The sequence below is a fragment of the Psychroflexus curvus genome, assembly GCF_020164585.1.
Lineage (GTDB): Bacteria > Bacteroidota > Bacteroidia > Flavobacteriales > Flavobacteriaceae > Psychroflexus > Psychroflexus curvus.
The window spans coordinates 149701-169072 of record NZ_JAIQZF010000004.1; the positions used below are offsets into that span (position 1 = coordinate 149701).

Here is a 19372-nt window from a genome sequence, read left to right on the forward strand (position 1 = left end):
TTAGTCTGGTTCGTTATATCCTTTATTCATCGACATCAAATGCCCTCAACTTATTTTTCGTCAGCCTCAGTTCTTCCTGTAAATCATCGATTTGATGCAGCAAATTATGTATTACGTCAATACCTTCTATGTTAATGTTCAACTCGTAATGAAATTGAATGGCTCTCTCAAGCGTTTTTAGCTGTTGGTTTAAAATATATTTTTTATCATCTACAACAATGATTTCAATAACACCGTAGTCATTTAAGGCATTGATAAAAGAAAAATTTATATCGCAATTCGAGCAGAATTGTTCCACAAGTATCATCTTATTTGTTTCCATGAGTTCTGATGTTTTGTAATTCTGTTACTAGTTCTTTTTCTTTTTTGGACAGGTTTGTTGGCAGTTTCACTTGATAGGTTACAAACAAATCACCAAATTCACCCTCTTTTTTATAGACAGGAAAGCCTTTTCCTTTCAATTTTAGTTTTGTGCCGGGTTGGGTTTCAGGAGCCACCTTAAGTTTCACCTGGCCATCAAAAGTGTCTAGCAAGACCTCGCCGCCAAGCAAAGCTGTGTAAAGATCTAAATCTGCTGTGGTATATAAATGCTTTCCGTCTCGTTTAAATTCGGTGTTATTTTTAATTGAAACCCTAATGTATAAATCTCCACTTGGTCCTCCATTTGCACCCGGTGCCCCATGTCCATTTATTTTTATCACCTGTCCATCTTCAATGCCTGCAGGAAATGTTAAACGGATTTTTTTACCATTTACAGTTAATGTTTGTTTTTGTGAGGTGTAAACATCTTTTAAATTTAATTCTAATTCAGCATTTAAATCCTGACCTCTATACTTGGTTTGTCCTGTTCTTCTTCCCTGACTACTACCTCTTCCCTGGCCACCAAACATGGATTCAAAAAAATCTGAAAAATCTCCTGAAAATTCCTGCTGACCTGAATCTGCTCCAGTATGCTGATAGGCTTGTTGCTGCTGTCTTTGTTGCTGCTGAGCTTTTTTGAATTCATCTGCGTGTTTCCAGTCCTTACCAAATTCGTCGTATTTTTTTCGATTTTCAGGATTACTCAGTACTTCATAAGCCTCGCTGACCTGTTTGAATTTGTTTTCTGCCTCCTGATTATTAGGATTTAAGTCTGGATGGTATTTCCTAGCCAGCTTTCGATAGGCTGCCTTAATCTCCTTTTCAGTGGCCTTTTTGGAAAGGCCTAGTATTTTATAATAATCGATAAATTCCATAGCTGATATTTAAGCTTGATTGCTAAGCATCTATTCCAAAGTTAGATACTTTGTTTTAAACATATAAGGTTTACCCTCAAAAACTCTTAGGTATAATTGAATATCCTAAAAAAAATGATGTATTTAAATATTTTCAAAAATCAAAATCAAATTATTTCCAAAACGAATCAGGCCAGACTTCACATGCCTGTTGAGAATTATGAATGTTCTGATATTCTGCAAGTTGATTTTCGGTGAGTTTTTCTTGAATCAAATTAAACAGTTCACGCTCTTCCAGGCGAATGTGCTTCTGCAGCAATTCATAAATAGCTTTGAAATCTTCATAATCCTTGGACTGAATTTCAAAAAGAGATTTTAAGTCACGATGTTGCTGTTTTGCTTCTTTTACTAACTCATGTTCTTCATTCAATCTGGGGAACAGATGCTTTTCTTCCATTTCGAAATGAGGAATTAAGTGATGTTTCCAAAACCAGGCAGCATAGGCTTCCATGACTTGGCATTCAGCTTTTTTCGTCACTCCTTTCTGTAGACGCAAGGCAAAAATAAGCCCGTCATGATGTTCTCTACTTAGGTTTTTTAAGGCTTCGTGACGTTTTATCGGGCTGTTCATAAGTTGTTGATAACTAAAAAGGACTTATTTGTCTTATTATAATATTAGCTGTATTTTTACTTCAAAATCATATATATGTTTTCAAAACGCTGTGAATATGCGATAAAAATAATGACCTTTATTGCACATCAGCAAAAAAAGTCGGACAAAAAAGTAGATGTGGATGCCATTTCTAAGGCTATTGACTCTCCAAAAGCATTTACAGCTAAAATTTTACAAGATTTAGTCAAATCTGATTTGTTAGTCAGTTCTCGCGGGCGATTTGGTGGTTTTTCATTACCCGATCAATTTAACATCAGTCTTTCACAGATTATTGAAGCCATAGACGGGAAAAAATTATTAGAAGGTTGCGTCTTGGGGTTTGGGACCTGTTCAGAAAAAAATCCTTGTATTGTTCATCATCATTTAAAATCTGCCAGGCAACATTTAAAAATAAAATTACAAGAAACTAATTTAGAGATTATCGCTAAACGCGTGAATGAAAAAAATGCCTATTTCAAGGAATAAAAAAAATTACCCTGAAATAAGACAAATTTGTCCTAATATAAATATTAAAAAACACCATCTATGCCACTAGATTTTAAACTTGATGAAAGCTTTGTTGAAAAGTACAGCCAGATTAAACCTGATTTTGGTTTTAATGGCTTGGGATTATTAACCTATCACCGCACCTACTCCAGATTAAAAGCCAATGGAGAAAATGAACAATGGTTTGAAACCATACAACGAGTTGTAGAAGGTTGTTACAGCCTTCAAAAAGAACATATTCTTAGAAATGAATTGGGCTGGAACGATACCAAAGCCCAGCGCTCAGCTCAGGAAATGTTTGCCCGAATGTTCACTATGAAGTTTTTACCACCCGGCAGAATGCTTTGGGCCTTGGGAACTCCCCTTATCCATGAAAAAAAAGTCGGTCAGGCTTTATTCAATTGCGCCTTTGTATCCACAAAAGATATAGATAAAAGCATTAGTGATGCTGTGAAACCATTCACCTTTATGATGGACATGAGTATGGTAGGTGTTGGCGTTGGCTTTGATGTTTCTGGTGAGCATAAAATTCAAATCCATCAACCTGAAAAAGATTCCGAAACCTATGTTATTCCTGACTCCAGAGAAGGCTGGGTGAAAAGCCTGGAGTTGTTGCTAGCCTCCTATTTTGGCCAGCATTTTAATACTAATCAAACCCATAAAATCGAGTTTGATTATAGCCTTATCAGAAAAGAAGGCGAACCCATTCACGGATTTGGCGGCATCTCTTCTGGACCAAAACCTTTAGAAAAACTTCATGAGCAGATTCGTACTATTTTAAACCGGGTGAATCAAAAGAACCTAAGCATCACAGTCATAACCGATATCATGAATATGATAGGACAGTGTGTGGTTGCAGGAAATGTGAGACGTACTGCGCAAATTGCTCTGGGAAACGCCGAAAGCGAAGAGTACAGGAAACTTAAAGATTACCAGTGGGACAGTAAAACTGAAACTTATGTAGGAGAAAACGCTCATCGGGCTGCCTATGGCTGGGCATCAAATAACAGTGTATTTGTAGACAATAACACAGATTTCGAAGACTTAGCTAAACAAACGGCTATAAATGGTGAGCCTGGTTATGTATTCATGGATAACATTAGAGCATATTCCAGGATGTCTGACCCTGCAGATCATAAAGATCATAAAGCAGTGGGTACTAATCCTTGTGGAGAACAGTCTTTGGAGAGCTATGAACTTTGTTGTTTGGTAGAAACTTTTCCATCACGAGCTGAAAACAAGGAAGATTACTTACGAACCTTAAAATTCGCCTATCTCGTTGGTAAAACCGCCACCTTGGTGACTACCACATGGCATGAAACCAATCGGGTTCAAAAACGCAACCGCCGCATTGGAACATCTGTTACAGGGGTTACAAATTTTATTGGTCAGAATTCTTTAGAAATTTTCAAAAACTGGTTAGAGTCTGGCTATAAGGAAATTCAAAGTTGGGATGAGATTTATTCGTCCTGGTTATGTGTCCCTAAAAGCATCAAAACCACGAGTGTGAAACCTTCAGGAACAGTAAGTCTATTAGCAGGAGTAAATCCTGGCTGTCATTATCCTGAATTTAACTATTACATCAGAAGAATTCGAATAGCTAAAAACTCAAAATTAATACCTCAACTTTTTGAAGCTGGACTGGAAATTGAAGACGATGTAATGGATCCAAGCTCTGCTGTGGTTTCATTTCCTATTCATAATGAAGGCAAATCCTTAAACGAAGTCAGCATCTGGGAACAAGTGAGTTTAGCTGTGTTTTTGCAACGCTACTGGTCCGATAATCAGGTGTCGTGTACGGTTACGTTTAAACCAGAAGAAGCAGATCAAATTAAACCGATTTTAGATTTTTTCAAATATGACCTTAAGTCTATTAGCTTTTTACCCAAGTTAGAAATGGGAGCTTATGCGCAAATGCCTTATGAAGCCATTTCCAAAGAAAAATATAAACAGATGAAATCTAAAATGAAAGGAGATTTCAGCATACAGTCTTTTGAAGATGGTAAAGGAGAAAAATTTTGCAATAACGATACCTGTTTGATATAAATACTAACTATGATGAATTTAAAGAAGGAGATTAAACAGCTCAAACAAGAGAAAGATGCAGTGATCTTAGCGCATTATTACCAGGATCCGGCTATTCAAGATATTGCAGATTATTGTGGTGATAGTCTTGAACTCGCTAAAAAAGCCCAAGAAACATCTGCAAAACTTATCGTTTTTGCAGGTGTTCATTTCATGGCTGAAACCGCTAAAATTTTAAATCCATCTAAAAAAGTTTTAGTACCCGATTTGGATGCCGGCTGCTCTTTGGCAGATGATTGTAATGCAACAGATTTTAAAAAATTTATCGATAACTATCCTGAACACCTTATCCTCGCTAGTATCAATTGTAGTGCAGAAATTAAAGCCATGAGTGATTTAGTTTGTACACCTTCCAATGCTTTAGAGGTTGTAAACAGAATTCCTAAACATAAAAAGATCCTATTTGCTCCTGATGAACATTTAGGAAATTACCTGATTAAAGAAACGGGAAGAGATATGATAGTCTGGAATGGCTCATGCCTTGTGCATGAAGCCTTTTATTTCAATAAAATTTTAGATTTAGTTGTTGAATACCCTTATGCTCAACTAATTGCGCATCCCGAAAGTGATGCTGAAGTTTTGAGAATAGCCCATTTTGTTGGCACAACTTCAAAGCTGCTCAATTTTGTAAAACAAGACGAACATCACGAATTTATCGTCGCTGCAGAGACTGGAATACTTCAGGAGTTGCAAAGATTAGTTCCACATAAAAAACTGATTCCTGTACCCATTCAGGACGATATTTCCTGTGCTTGCAGAGAATGTGATTTCATGAAACTGAATACTTTACAAAAGCTTTATGACTGTTTAAAAAATGAAGACCCGGAGATAAAACTTCATCATGAAGTAGCTCATAAAGCAGCCGTCCCTTTAAAAGAAATGATGAGTCTACACTAAAGCGATAAAAGCGCTGTTTAAAGTTCGCTTTGTAAGTTTAGGTTTTTATAACTAAGATTAGCTTTTAGGAATCGGTCTTTCTATTCATGTAAATCTGCATAAATATATGAGAAGCCATATTCCTGGCGTTATTTTTTGCACGGTCGGCGAGATCGCCTTCAAAGTAATCGTCCACAGTCTCAAACCAAAGATTTAACCAGACACCAAAATGTTTTTGCTCTATGCTTTGATCGAAATCCTGGTCAACGCGTTGATGCGCCAGTTTCGGATTGCCTTTGTAGTTGCGTTTAAAAAGTAAATTGGTTTCCCAAAAATCGGTTAGTTTCTCAAGATGCTCATTCCAGTCCTGGATGGTTTCATTGAAAAAATAACCTATCTCCTCGTTTTTACGAACTTTTGTGTAGAATTGATGGACTAGCTTAGACACATCTTCCCTTGTTGTTAGGTCTGTTTTCATGAAATAAAAATATAATAAGCAATGCTGAGCACACTTGATAATACACTAATCACTTGTAATAAAAAAACCATTTTTGATTTTAATCCGACTAAAACTGAAGCATTATAAATCATGGCGACTATCACAATCCAGCTCAGATGAATAACGTGATAAACAGAATTTCCATCTGCCAAAACCATCATAGCAGCTATAGAGCCAGGGCAACTAGAAACAATGATGCCCAGGATAGAATTTGCCATATAAAACCTTTCAAAATCAGTTGATAATCTATTAATTATGTCCATTGTACTTTTTTTTTACAAAGTACAAAGCAACATGAGAACCATTTATGATTTGAATCAGTTCTGGAATTTATCTGAAAATCTTTCGCTTTTTAATTTGAATTTCTCCCTTTTTCTCCAGTGACTTACAGGATCGAATAACGGTTTCTACCCGTAAACCGGTTAAGTCAGCGATTTGCTGACGCGTTAAGTCTACTTCCAGGACGTCTGTCGAATCCAGGTCATGGATATGCTTTTTGGTGTAGTCTAGCAATCTCAAAATTCGATGTTCAGGTTCCTGAGATGAAATTTCTGAAGCCATAATCGCTTTGTAATAGAGTCGGGAGGCCAATACTTCTGAAATTTTAAGATGTGTGTCAGGGTTTTGTTTAAGCAATTCAAAAAAAATATCTTTCGGCAAGCGGTATAGTTCAGCATCTGTAATAGCTTCAGCTCCTGCAGGATAGGCTACATCTGCAAATAAAGGCGGCTCTCCAAAACTTTGTCCGGCATAAAAAATCCCTTGAATGAACTCCTTACCATCCCGGTTGACGTTATTCATTTTCACTTCAACAGACTTCACTTGAAAATAAAATTGGGCTTTGCTGCCATAGTCGAAAATAATATGGCCTTTCTCTATTTTAATGAGTTCGGCATTGAATTGTAACAATAAATCGGGGTTGATCATAAGGCAGCTTTTAACATGTCATAAAGATCACATTTTTAGAATAATATCGCATAGAAAAGTCTTTTTTGTATGGACAATTGATATTAATAAAGCTTTCAAACCTAAAACTCAATCTCTAACGTAGCATACCAGTTTCTTGGTGCGGAAGGGATAATACCCGGTCCAGGATAACCTGTTGCTCTTCGGGTAAAGTATTCTTCGCCCAAAAGGTTATTGACGCCAGATTCGAGTTTGAAGTTTCTGTAGCGGTAAGACAAAGAAAAATCCAATATATCATATTGAGGAATCTCCCCAATGACCCCACTTAAGCTTGCCTCCACAGAGTTTGTAGCATCTGTAAATTGCTCAGACAAATACGAGTATTGCATATTGACGGCAAAGTTCTTATAAGCAAATTTGAACCCGGTTTTAAGGTTGAGATCAGGCACAAATTCTACCCTGTTACCTTCTATGCCTGGACGCTGAGAATTAGTATATTCTGAATTGATGACCGAGGTATTCACGAAAACATTAAGGTCGTAAACCGGGTCTAGGTTAAGTATCTTCTTAACATTGAAATCGAATAAAGACTCTACGCCGTAGATAAGAGCATCCCCCACATTCCCTCTTTCACTGATGATTCGATTATCTTCTAAAACCTTTTGTATAAAACCAATTCTTCCCTGGTAAGATAAAGCAAAAACACCTGCATCATAAGACACAAAATCATTGAAATTCCCTCTTAAACCTAAGTCAGCAGTAAAGCCTTCTTCATCGGTAATGTCGGGATCCACAGCAAAAGCGGGATTGCTGATATTGATATCGGAAAAGGTAACAGAACGGTAGTTTTCTGAGATGTTGGCATACATTTCGACATCATCATAGGGTTTATAGCTTAAACCGAGTCCTAGAAGCAAAAACGAACGTTCAAAACTTCTTTGATCCTGGATGGTTTGATCGTCAATCACATTTCCCGCAGCATCGGTATTGATACGTCTAAAAAACCCATCGCTTTCTGTTTTAATATATTCAAACCTGAAACCAGGCGTAACCGAGAACCTTTCGCTTACATAAAAAATATTTTCTCCAAACACCGCTACATTTGTATTGGGCAGATCAAATTCTGACTGATTGGGATAGCCCGGATATTCATCGTTTCTAAAACTAAAATCAGGACCAAACCCATCAGAACCAGCTCCTTGTTGTTCCTGGTTGTTGGAGTTGTAGAACTTTGTACCGATGAGGAAAGTAGCGTCTTTATCTAACAGCTCATATTCACTCAACAGGCGGGCTTCAAAACCAAAATTATTAAAATCACCCACAATCAAATCCCGTTCACTATTGGGGTCAATTTGGTTGACTCTGTTGGTTCTAAAACCTAATGCACTTCGTTTGGCATTAAGACCAAAAAAATTGAATGTGAAATTGGTTTTTTCAGTAAACTCATGGGCTAGTTTTATGTTATAAAGCAACCAGTCCACCTCAAACCAGTTGCGCTCACGATTGCTTTGGTAAGGGTCTTCTGCAAACATTTGATTGGTAAGACCTCCAGCCTGTTGAGACAGATAATTCATATAAGTCACTTCCCCAGTGAGCTTTGTTTTTTCACTTAATTCATAGCCTACGTGTGAAAACATATTGATGGATTCGTATTCAGAATTGGGCCTGAACCCGTCACCACGCTTATAATTTATATACGTATAATAACTCCAGTCGTTTTTGGTACCGCTTAAGCTGGTAAAATTGGTATAAAGCCCAAAGCTACCTGCTGTATTTCGAGTAATTACTTCAAGGCTTTTGTTTGGGTTGGGCTCTTTCATGATGAAATTAACCAAACCTCCAAACTGAGTTCCATACTGCAGAGAAGCTGCTCCCCTTATGATTTGAATTTGCTGTAAGCCTGCCGAAGCGGGTGTGTAATAACTTTCGGGATAGCCCAAAACATCAGCACTGATGTCATAGCCGTTTTGGCGGGTATTGAAGTTGGCTGTTCGATTGGGGTTAAGTCCTCTTCCTCCAATATTCAGTTGCAATCCACCATCGTCATTTTGAAAAATATTCAATCCGGCAATCTGACTGTAAATTTGCCTGGCATTGTTAGTCGCCAGATTGGCCATAGACTGGTCAACTTGAATAACTTCTGTCTTTTTACCCGCATAGATTGCGGTGCCTACAACATCATTAAGGCGGTTAAGCGCAAAAACTTTTTCTTTTTGAGCTATGATTTGGACTTCTGAAAGTTCTTCCGACAAAGCTTCTAATTCAATGCTAAGTGATGAAGTTTCTGAAGGTTTGATAGTTTTCTCAAGGATTTGATATTGAAGTCCATAGAAAACTAAATTCAATTCTTCTTTCAAGGTTTCAAGCTTAAAATAGCCCGATGCATTGGTTTGGGCTAAGATGCCTTTTTCTCTGTCGTAAACATTAACCGACTTAAGTGGCTTTTGACTGGCTTTGTCATACACATGGCCTTCAACCTGGTAAGTTTGAGACCAGCCTATGACTGAACATAAACACAAAAAGATTAATACGCTAAAGTCCTTTAATTTCATCTTTAAATGGTAGTATCCAACTTTTGGGCTGGAATGATTCGTATTGTTTTAGTAAATCCACATCGGGATCAATGTAGGGTTGGCTTCTTCTGCCGTTGAGTGCTACATAGCTTTCTACATAAATTTCGATGGGTTCATGCCCCTGAGCTTTGAATTGTTCGCCTAAAAAATGGGCGTATTCCAAAATAAAATCGGGCTGTGTGCTCATTTGTTTCTCCTGAAACGAAGAAAGAAAATCTGTGTTATCAACGTAAAAATAGGTGTTTTTATCCGGGTTCACCACTTTAAAATTGGCATACCCTCTCTTCTCCATCAGCATCACTCGCCACGAAAACCTATACCCCTCTTCCCTCCAGAACAATTCGCTGGGATACAACACATATCTAAACGGCATCAGCAACTGAATCACGAAAAAAACGACTAAGCCAGAAACAATTAATTTTTGATTTGCATAATTAAACGTTGCTGTGGCAACAGGTTTAGGACTGATGCTGAACAGCTTCAAGAACTTTTGAATGCTGCGTATGATTTTGTGATGCACTTTCGGATCAAAGAATACCAAACTTCCAATGATCATGATGTAAGGAAACATACCTATGGGAAAAAGCACTCGTGTAAATACATGAAAGAACACCACCAGCACAAAGGCATAAGTTCGAGTTCTTTTGTAAAGTAGCAAGAACGGTATGAAAAGGTCGTAAAGCATTCCAGACCAGCTCATAGCAAAGTGAAACCACTCTTGCTGCATCAAATTTTCACCGATAAACGGCAGATCATATTTGGAAGGTAACCAGATTTTTAAAGGCATGGCTTTAAACAGCCAGTCGCTGTTGAGCTTTGCCAAGCCTGCATAAAAATAAACCAGACCCAGCAACAGTTTTATTGAATCAACAGTCCATTTGGGGATGTTTAAATATTGCTTCTTGTTAATGAGGTTATCGATAGAATAGTAAGCATTGGCTGGCAAAACAATCATCAAAAAACTGACTAAACTGATAAAGTAATAATGATTGAGGTAAGTGGTCTTGTCCATGAGTTCTATGTAGGTAAAACTCAAAAAAAACAGAATAATAGCTAAACGGTATTTCAGCCCAAGTGCCACAAATAAAGCAGAGAGTCCACAGATGATAAAAACGAGATAAGTCCAGTCGCCAATAGGCTTCACCCATTCAAACCCGAAGTAAGAAAAATGAAATTTCGGATCGAGATACAACTTTTCTATCCAGCCATAACTCCAAAATCGAATGATACTAATGAGCATCATCAACCCAAAACCAATTCTAAACACCGCTAAGGGTGCGGCTGAAACTTGTTGATTACAATAGGATTTTAAGTGCTTTAGCATACGTATAAAAAGGGATTTTCAAACTTATGAAAATCCCTTATAAAATTTAACAGGATTAAGAAGGATTAGTCTCCGTCAGCATCAACAAAATCAACACTAATGTCTAAAGCCTGGAGCATATCGACTTTCAATAACACAACCGCCAATTGAATAATATCATAAGTTTCAGTCATCGTAACATTATTAGTTTCCACTTGCTCGGCAAAACAATCTTTTAACGTACTTATTTTACTACGAGCGGCATCATATTGGCTATTGATCATTGAGCTTAACTCTTCGCTTTCTTTTATTGAGTTAAGATAATCATCCAAACTCTTGCCATTATTCCCGCTGGTATAAGCACGACCATTGAAGAAATTCTGAATAGCATCTATAGCTTCCAAAGCCAGAACTTTAGAAAAACCGGATGAATAGTATGCCTCTACGCGATCTGGTAAAGGATTTGGCGAAAAAACACCCGCTGGAATTCCAAATTTATTTGCTCTGAATCCTTTTTCGTAATAGTAAATAAAATCATTGACGACTAGGTTGATAGAGCCAGTGGCTGTATTATCTGTATTGGCAATAAATGTGTCACGGTAGCCATTTTTCCAATCCTCTAGTATAGCCAGAGTTAAGGTATTCATTTGATCAGTCAAATCAGATAAATAAGTTTTACGTTTACCTGAATCAGCAGCAGAAGTGTAAACCTCTATGATTTCTGCATCGGACTCTGCCATCCCGTAAAGCATATAATCTAAAGCAGGAAAACCAACCGCATCATTATTATTGACGCTTGATAAATCATAATCCTGAGATTGAATATTATTTTGAATATCCTGAATATTGGTTGGATATACATTCATCTGAAAGATATAATTGGTGTTCTCGGCCATGCCTACGTTGAACATTTCGACATGCTGCCAGACTTTGTAAGCTTCTTTCCAGGCAGTCCTCAAACTCTCAAGGTTTGCAGCATTTGGTTCAGCGATAAAGACCTCTTTTTGTGCCACTAAAGTTTCAAGTTTAGCAGTTAAATCTTCATAAGCAGGAATAATAATGTTATCTGCCCAATTGACAAGCATTGCCGAACGATCAAAGTCATCATTTTGAATAGCATCTGTATCAGAACTGTCATCTGAACTACAGGCTCCTATCATTAAAAGGCTAACTACGGCTAAAATTGTTTTCTTCATCATATTAATTATAATTTTGCAAATATAAAAGCAGAAAGGCATTTGCTTATTTAATTTAATCTTAAACTAATTCTAAATTAGCTAGAAGCCTGCTCTAATGTAAAGTCGAATCTCGCTGCGATTTGGCTTGCTAGATTCTCTAAAGTGTCTTCAGAAACATCCCATAAGCCATTGCCTTCCATGAGTGTTGACAGAATAGTATCTACTTCAGCTTTACTAAAGTAAGGGCTGTCAGAGCCTGGCTGTCTTGTAAATTGTAAGCTATAAATAAATCCGAAGCCTTCAGAGAGATCGTGAAAAGCCCCGCCCTTATCGGTAGCGATGTTATTTTTACCTTGTTGCAGGTAATACACAGCTCTTATCCCAATAATTTCAGAAATTTTCTCTCTGATAATTTCAGCCTGTTGATCTCTTAATTCATAGTCTTTTTCCACAATAGCAGCGCGGCCTAAAATGAAAGCATCATAAATGTCACCGGCGATACCCTCAAAATCAGGATCATTTTCTACACGAGCTAAATATTTGTTCAAAAAGCTATCCTGACCAAGCTCTGGATTGGTTTGGTTATCGGTACCATACAAGTAACCAAAAGCCTCATCCCATTTATGCTCCATGGTCGTATAATTTTTACCTTCTTCGGTAATCTCATTATTATTATTTTCAATATTATTACCTTCATCAAGTACAGAAGTGCTCAAATAATTGTTTAGCATTTGGTCTGTCATCAAAGCACCAATAAGTGATTTAAGTACGGCTTGATTGTATTCTAGACCTTTAGCGTTCACATACCTTACGCTACCTCCACCAGCTTCTTGAATTTGACCGGCTTGACCAGGTGCTGCCATGGTATTCCAGTTTGGAAAAACTTCTGTGACTTGACTGCTTATCCATTCGTCAAATTGGTTTCTAATAGCAAGGGCTTCAGTAGTGTTGGCGGAAAAATAATCTTTGGAGGCCGCTGTTTTGCTTCTTAGGCTTTTACCAGATGCGTTTAAATCAGCATCAGAAAAATCAGCATCACCTTCTTGGTGTGCATACATAGAAATCAATTCAGTTTCAGTATGGCTAGTGTTTTTTAATGCACCATCCAGCTCATTTCCCATCATAATTCTGGTCGTTTGACCTCCATAACTCACTGTGCTATTTCCATTACGCTCAAAGCTATAGGTCTCAGGAGTTTCTAAAACTGGAACGTTAACAGTATCATCATCTTCACATGAGATTAAAAGTAAAACGGTAAAACTTAAAAATAGACTTGTGATTAAATTTGATTTTTTCATTTTTAAAAAATTATGTTTATTTAGACTTGTTATAAATACAATGCAAATATAAAACTCATTTTAACTTGAGCAAATTTTATTTGTATTAAGTTTAAATAAGAATAGTTAAAAGTTTAAACTCCTTTCATAAGCCCACAAAAAAGAAAGCCCACACGATAAATAGTTTTCAAATGTGATTTTAATCACAAACCAAGGCAACTGTTCTATTTATTTTTGCAACGTGAAAAACATCAAACTCCATATTGCGCTGGCACTCAGTCTTATTGTGCTTCTCTTCACAGTAAAGTCGGCATTTTGGCTATCCTATTATGTGGTATTCACCGATAACTTTATTGAAAATTACTGTGAGAACACCGATAAACCTGAGCTTGAATGTGATGGAAAATGCTTTCTAAGTGACGTCCTCGATAAAAAAGAAACAGACACTCCAAAAAATGCTAATATTTTCCTGGAAAGCGAACTTATTTTCACCACTATTGTTTATGAGACAGATCTTATTTTAGATCCTTTTATTTCAAAACAACAACACTCCTACTTTTATACTTCACTCTATAAATTTCATTATCTAAAAAGCAGTTTTAAGCCTCCTGCAGTTTGTGTTTAACACCACCTTTTTTTTAAACACAATAGTTAAACATAAAATGCTTAAACATGAAATTTATTCTAAGCGCCATATCCCTTTTGGCTACTTCTATAATGCTAATTGCACAAACTAAGTCTATAGAAGTAAAAGACGCACAAACCAAAGAAACTCTTACCGGGGTTTACGCCATCGATCAAAATAACAAAGAGGATTACCGCATTACTGAAAACAAGATTCTAAAATTAGAAATCGGTAAAACTTACCGCGTTAGCCATATAGGCTATAGTTCTCAAGTTTTAAAAATAAAATCCTCAACTCCGGAAGTTGTTTTCCTGGAAGCTCAAAATACAGAGCTGGCAGAAGTTTTAGTCACAGGGAAGATCTTTCAGGACCCTGTGATGAACATCACCACGCCAGACTTAACGGAAAGAGTCAGTCAGCCCAAAAATGTAGCAGATCTTTTTCGAGACATCAACGGATTTGGCCTTATAAAACGCGGGAATTACGCCATAGATCCATCGTTCCGAGCTTCACAATACGAACAATTAAACATTCAATACGACGGTGGTACTAAAGTCATGAACGCTTGCCCCAACAGAATGGATCCCATCACAACACATGTGATGCCAGAAGATATCGCAAAAATTGAAGTGGTTCGCGGACCTTACACTATGCGCTACGGCGCTACCTTTGGCGGGCTCATCAATATGGTTTCCAAACGTCCAGAACTAGGAAAATATGGCTTTTCAGGAAGTGCTTCTACTGGCTATGAAACCAATGGAAACTCCATGGTTAACATGGTTCGCCTTCAATATGCTGAAGAAAAGTTCGATGTCGTGGGCATGTACGGTTACCGGGATTTTGGCAACTACGAAGATGGAGCTGGTCGAGAAATCCCTTCTTCATTTAGAAGTATAGACTACAGCCTTCGGCTAGGCTACAACTTCGCCAGTCTGGAACGTTTGCAATTGCACTGGAGACAATCCTATGGAAGAGATGTGCTTCACGCTTCCTTACCAATGGATTCAGATTACGATGATTCTTCTATGCTATCCCTGGATTATTTTAAAAAAAACCCAGGTAAAACACTACAAAAAATACAGGCTAAAGCTTACTATTCTTACGTAGACCATTTAATGAGTAACAGCAGACGAAGTAATTTTAGTACAGTTGAAGCTCTTTCTCCTGTTGAAGCTACTACAGCAGGTGGTCGATTTGAATTAGAATGGAAACTCGATGAGTTCTGGACACTTTTCACGGGAACCGATGCGCTTTTAATCAGTAGAGACGGGACCAGAAATCGGCTTATCAAGCTTAATATGATGGGAATGTCAATCAATCCGCCAATAGAATTGACAGATAAAATCTGGCAGGAGTCGTTTATCAATGACTATGGATTTTTTGCAGAATCACGTTACAGACTCAACACCTCAACAGTTCTCAGCGCAGGTATTCGATATGATGTGGTAAACTCAGATATTCAAGATCCCGCTTCAGATTTCCAAGATTACTATCCAGGTTTAGGAAACAGAACTGAACACAATTTTAGTGGGACCCTATCGCTTAAAAAATTACTGGATGCTGATAATCAATTGGAATTCGCTTTTGGTCGTGGGGTGCGATCAGCCAACATGATTGAGAGGTTTATCAATCATTTTCAGGTGGGGCAGGATCCGTTTGAGTACATCGGAAACCCAAATCTAGATGCCGAAGTCAATAATCAATTTGAAGTCGCCTACACGGGTAAGAAAACAATGGATGGACCCGTCGACAGACTGGACTGGGGAGCTTCCGTCTATTTTTCTCAATTCGAAAATTACATCGTCGCCATCATAGATCCTACCAAAACGAGAAAGTTTATGCCCAATCAGGAACCTCTAAACCCTAAAGTCTTTAGAAATCTGGATGATGCTTACAAAACAGGTTTTGAAGCCAATCTGGGAGTCAACTTCTTTAATAATTTTCAATTTGATGCTGAAGCAGCATACGTATACGCTAGAAATGAGGATTTGAACGAATCCCTGCCACTTACGCCTCCTTTGCGTAGCAAGTTGAGCTTACAATACAACAAAAACAAATTCTGGATTGCCACCGACTTAAGAGTCGTAAGCCAACAGGACGAACTTGCGACTTCATTTGGTGAAAATCAGGCGACGCCAGGTTACGAATTGGTTGATTTTCGATTGGGTTATGAGTTGTTACCCGACCTTAACCTTGGCGGAGCAGTTTTGAATGCATTTGATCAGCAATATTATGACCATTTAAATTTTGCTTTCAGAAATCAGGCCAACGCCAGTTTAAGCGGAATGGAACGCCTCACCGATCCAGGTCAAAATTTTACTGTATTTGTAAAGTATGAGTTTTAATTGATTTTGATGGTGTTTTTACACGCTGTCCATTACTAGTCCTCTCCCTCCCCAAAGTATTGGGGAGGGGTTACGGGCCTGCCTTCCAAGGAAACCTGCCTGCCAGAGGCATGACAGGCAGGCGCAGGCAGGCTACACACTTCCATCGCTAACGCAAAATGAGTACGGAAGGCTTAAAGGTGAGAGGTGATTTTTTTTTACTGATAAACTAATTGTTGGTAAACTGTTATCGGTTCTCAGTGATAGCGTATAATGGAATAATCGAGTAATGGTGTAATCGAGGGAATAACAAAACACTCACTGGCTCACAAATTGTTAATACTTAATATTGAATTTGTCATTCAGAAGGAGCTTTTTCAGTGGAATCGACTATTGGAATAATCGAGTAATGGTATAATCGGGGGAGTAACTCACCACTCAAAAACTCACAGACTACTCATACAGAACAACGGATTTTGAATTTGTCATTCAGAAGGAGCTTTTTCAGTGGAATCGACTATTGGAATAATCGAATAATGGTATAATCGGGGAAGTAACTCACCACTCACAAACTCAAAAACTCACAAACTCAAAAACTCACAAATTGTTAATACTGAATATTGAATTTGTCATTCAGAAGGAGCTTTTTCAGTGAAATCGACTATTGGAATAATCGAATAATAGTATAATCGGGGGAGTTACTCACCACTCACAAACTCACAGACTATAAAAAATTCCCTGCCTTTGCCAAAAAGTGTCTCCGGCGGAATGACAACACTGAAACTGACAACACACCTACTCCTCTCAAACATAGTGAATTAAGAGTTAGGCGCATCACACACGAAGACTGAGCTTTATAGCCATCTCATTTGAAAATCAAAAAAAAAGGGCTTATAGAACATTTGTTACATTCAATGCGTATCTTAATACATAATTTTGCAATTCCTAATTCAAAACACATGAATGCATACCTAAAATTAGTTGCTTTTACAGCTATTTTATTCAGTCTTGGGCAAATAAAGGCTCAGGAAGAAATAGAATTTACGCTTGAGGAATTAAAAACCGAAGTCCTTGAAAACAATAGGTCGCTTCAAGTTAATGAAAGTAAATTCAGAAAAATAAAAGCACAATACAGACAAACCAATGCTGCATTTTTACCACAGCTAAGCGTCTCTCATAGTTTTTACAGAACCAATAATCCTGTACAGGCTTTTGGTACTTTGTTAAATCAAGGTGTTTTTACGGAGCAGGATTTTCAAATCGATAACTTGAACAACCCGAGCGCGATTTCCAACTTCACCACTGCTTTAGAAATTCAGCAGCCTCTTATCAATCTGGATAAGTGGGCACAACGCTCAGCATTAAATGCCCAGAGGGAAGCGCAGCAGCTTCAGAATACATTTGAAGAGAAAGCACTTTTAGTTGAAGTAGAAAAACTTTATATGCAACTTCAGCTCGCTTATAAAGGCCTGGAGGTGCTTGAGCAAACTAAACAAATTGCCAGACAAAATTTCGAAACTATACAGAACTTTTATGACGAAGGTTTACTGGTTATACCAGATGTTTTGAATGCAGAAGTAAGATTGAATGAAGTTGAAAATGAGTACGTCTCAGCATCCAATCAACTTAAGAATCTTTCAGATTATCTCCTGTTTCTTATGAATAAAGATTCCAATGCTGTGATAAAGCCAACTTCAAAACTCGAATTAAATGTGGTTGCACCAGAAGAAGGCAACCAGATTGAAACAAGGGAAGATGTTTTGGCTGTCGATTTACAAACAGAAGCACAATCCAAAATGCAGACAGCTTCAAAGTTATCCTTTCTCCCAACGCTTAACGCTTTTGGGAATGTACAGTGGTTTGATGACGAAATCTTTTCAACCAACTCCAGAAACTTCTTTGTAGGTGCATCTCTCAACTGGACTGTTTTTGAAGGAGGCAGAAACATCGCAAAACTCCAAGAAGAAACCGCAAGTCTGGACCAGGCGCAGCTGGAAGCGTCCATGTACACCTCTCAATCTTACCTGGAATTGGAAAAAGCAAAACGACAGTTTCGAGAGGCAGAACAAAAACTCAACAGAAATAGACTTTCCCTGGAACAGGCAGAAAAGGTTTACAAAATCAGGAAAGATAGATTTGAAGAAGGGCTTGAGAGAACCACCGATTTACTTCAGGCAGAACAACAGCAGTCTGCCATGAGGTTGTCTTACAATCAATCCATATTCGAATTTAATTACGCCCAGTTATATGTCCAATTTTTAGCAAACAACTACACTTATGAAAAATAAATTATCACCTATAGTCTTATTTGCCGTGCTTATCTTAAGCTTAGCAGGCTGTGGAGAAGAAACTCAAAACGAGAACCCTCAACCAGAAGCGGTAGAAGTTAAGGTTCAAAAACCTGTTACCAGCTTACCTCAACGCTTGAACCATAAGGGTAAAATTCAATCTTCAAAGTCTATTGGGGTTCAATCCAGAGTAGCGAGTTATGTAGATAAAATCTTTGTAGATATAGGGGATGCTGTCAGTAAGAATGAATTACTCGTCAAATTGAACAGCGATGATCTCCAGGCAAGACAGGCTCAGATTTCTGCTCAACTCGAAGAGATAGAGGCCACACTCGAAAATGCTGAAAAAGACTATGAACGCTATAAAAACTTAAGGGAAAAAAATAGTGTTTCAGAAAAAGAATTAGAATCTATTAGATTGAAATACAAGTCTGTAAAAAGTCAAAAAGCAGCAGTTGAGAGTCAGCTAAAAGAAATAAAGTCAGAATTAAAATATTTCAACATCAGAGCTCCTTTCGAAGGCGTAATCACTTCAAAATTGGCCCAGGAAGGAGATTTGGCAAATCCACAAACCCCTATCCTTCAAATGGAAGTTGACAATGCCTTTGAATTCCATTTTTCGGTTTCAGAACGAGCGATTTCCGCTTTAAGAGTAGGACAAGATGCAACAGTTGAAATTTCTAATGGCAGTCAACAAATCGATGCTCAAATTTCAGAATTTAGCTCTTCCTCACTTAATTCGGGTGGTCAATATGTGGTGAAAGCAGAACTGATCAACAAGAACAATGTCGAGTTGTTTTCTGGTCAACAAGCTGAAATTCAACTTGTCACCGACGTTTTAGATCAAGGAATTTTCGTCCCAAAATCAGCAGTTTTCCGCAGAGGCGGTTTGCAGGGTTTATTTGTAGTAAGTCCAGCAAATAAAGCCATGTTAAGATGGGTGGAAACTGGAATTAGCTATGGCGATCATACTAATATTCTTTCTGGATTAAGCAGTGATGAGTCTATTATAACTTCTGCAGATTCCAAACTTTATAATGGAATGCCTGTAAAATATTAAATCTT

At 37.7% G+C, this 19372-nt stretch carries 17 protein-coding genes; 7 read left to right on the plus strand and 10 right to left on the minus strand.

Annotated elements, in window-relative coordinates; all coding sequences use genetic code 11:
- Positions 1–22: 22 nt before the first annotated feature.
- The 3 genes from LB450_RS07220 to LB450_RS07230 form a co-directional block, all read right to left on the minus strand.
- On the minus strand, positions 23–322 hold the full coding sequence (locus LB450_RS07220) for a chaperone modulator CbpM (protein WP_224487248.1): 300 nt from the start codon (positions 320–322) through the stop codon (positions 23–25).
- Positions 309–1235, minus strand: a complete 927-nt coding sequence (locus tag LB450_RS07225) for a DnaJ C-terminal domain-containing protein (protein ID WP_224487249.1) — start codon at positions 1233–1235, stop codon at positions 309–311. Before LB450_RS07225 ends, LB450_RS07220 begins: the two co-directional genes overlap by 14 nt.
- A 151-nt stretch (positions 1236–1386) precedes the next feature.
- Positions 1387–1845 (minus strand): hemerythrin domain-containing protein, encoded by a 459-nt coding sequence (locus LB450_RS07230; RefSeq protein ID WP_224487250.1) that lies wholly within the window; start codon positions 1843–1845, stop codon positions 1387–1389.
- Between the two features lie 75 nt (positions 1846–1920).
- Here LB450_RS07230 and LB450_RS07235 point away from each other — a divergent pair, with 75 nt between their 5' ends.
- From LB450_RS07235 to nadA, 3 genes are read left to right on the plus strand one after another with little or no spacing between them, the layout of a single operon-like run.
- Positions 1921–2352 carry an RrF2 family transcriptional regulator gene (locus LB450_RS07235; RefSeq protein WP_224487251.1) on the plus strand — a complete coding sequence of 144 codons (432 nt, stop codon included), beginning with the start codon at positions 1921–1923 and terminating at the stop codon, positions 2350–2352.
- A 60-nt stretch (positions 2353–2412) separates the two neighbouring features.
- Positions 2413–4419, plus strand: a complete 2007-nt coding sequence (locus tag LB450_RS07240) for a glycyl radical enzyme family protein (protein WP_224487252.1) — start codon at positions 2413–2415, stop codon at positions 4417–4419.
- A 9-nt stretch (positions 4420–4428) separates the two neighbouring features.
- A complete protein-coding gene (gene nadA, locus LB450_RS07245; RefSeq protein WP_322962762.1) occupies positions 4429–5355 on the plus strand; it encodes a quinolinate synthase NadA in 927 nt (308 codons plus the stop codon).
- 64 nt (positions 5356–5419) lie between these two features.
- Here the strand turns inward: nadA and LB450_RS07250 are convergent, their stop codons facing one another.
- The 7 genes from LB450_RS07250 to LB450_RS07280 all read right to left on the minus strand — a co-directional run bounded on the left by LB450_RS07250 (position 5420) and on the right by LB450_RS07280 (position 13091).
- Positions 5420–5812, minus strand: a complete 393-nt coding sequence (locus LB450_RS07250) for a group III truncated hemoglobin (RefSeq protein WP_224487253.1) — start codon at positions 5810–5812, stop codon at positions 5420–5422.
- On the minus strand, positions 5809–6096 hold the full coding sequence (locus tag LB450_RS07255; RefSeq protein WP_224487254.1) for a hypothetical protein: 288 nt from the start codon (positions 6094–6096) through the stop codon (positions 5809–5811). Before LB450_RS07255 ends, LB450_RS07250 begins: the two co-directional genes overlap by 4 nt.
- 67 nt (positions 6097–6163) lie before the next feature.
- Positions 6164–6760, minus strand: coding sequence for a Crp/Fnr family transcriptional regulator (locus LB450_RS07260; RefSeq protein ID WP_224487255.1), 597 nt, complete (start codon positions 6758–6760; stop codon positions 6164–6166).
- Between the two features lie 101 nt (positions 6761–6861).
- Complete coding sequence (locus tag LB450_RS07265; RefSeq protein WP_224487256.1) at positions 6862–9291, minus strand: TonB-dependent receptor domain-containing protein; 2430 nt, start codon at positions 9289–9291, stop codon at positions 6862–6864.
- Complete coding sequence (locus LB450_RS07270) at positions 9272–10636, minus strand: HTTM domain-containing protein (RefSeq protein WP_224487257.1); 1365 nt, start codon at positions 10634–10636, stop codon at positions 9272–9274. The genes LB450_RS07265 and LB450_RS07270 overlap by 20 nt, the downstream gene beginning before the upstream one ends.
- A gap of 65 nt (positions 10637–10701) precedes the next feature.
- Positions 10702–11811 carry an imelysin family protein gene (locus tag LB450_RS07275; protein ID WP_322962763.1) on the minus strand — a complete coding sequence of 370 codons (1110 nt, stop codon included), beginning with the start codon at positions 11809–11811 and terminating at the stop codon, positions 10702–10704.
- 77 nt (positions 11812–11888) lie between these two features.
- Positions 11889–13091: a DUF4856 domain-containing protein gene (locus LB450_RS07280; RefSeq protein ID WP_224487259.1), complete on the minus strand. Its 1203-nt coding sequence runs from the start codon at positions 13089–13091 to the stop codon at positions 11889–11891.
- Between the two features lie 220 nt (positions 13092–13311).
- Between LB450_RS07280 and LB450_RS07285 the strand changes: the two genes are divergently transcribed.
- From LB450_RS07285 to LB450_RS07300, 4 genes are all read left to right on the plus strand, one after another.
- Positions 13312–13695: a hypothetical protein gene (locus tag LB450_RS07285; RefSeq protein WP_224487260.1), complete on the plus strand. Its 384-nt coding sequence runs from the start codon at positions 13312–13314 to the stop codon at positions 13693–13695.
- Between the two features lie 47 nt (positions 13696–13742).
- On the plus strand, positions 13743–16040 hold the full coding sequence (locus tag LB450_RS07290) for a TonB-dependent receptor domain-containing protein (protein WP_224487261.1): 2298 nt from the start codon (positions 13743–13745) through the stop codon (positions 16038–16040).
- A 938-nt stretch (positions 16041–16978) separates the two neighbouring features.
- Complete coding sequence (locus LB450_RS07295) at positions 16979–18307, plus strand: TolC family protein (protein ID WP_224487262.1); 1329 nt, start codon at positions 16979–16981, stop codon at positions 18305–18307.
- Positions 18297–19367, plus strand: coding sequence for an efflux RND transporter periplasmic adaptor subunit (locus tag LB450_RS07300; protein ID WP_224487263.1), 1071 nt, complete (start codon positions 18297–18299; stop codon positions 19365–19367). Before LB450_RS07295 ends, LB450_RS07300 begins: the two co-directional genes overlap by 11 nt.
- The last annotated feature ends 5 nt before the right edge of the window (positions 19368–19372 follow it).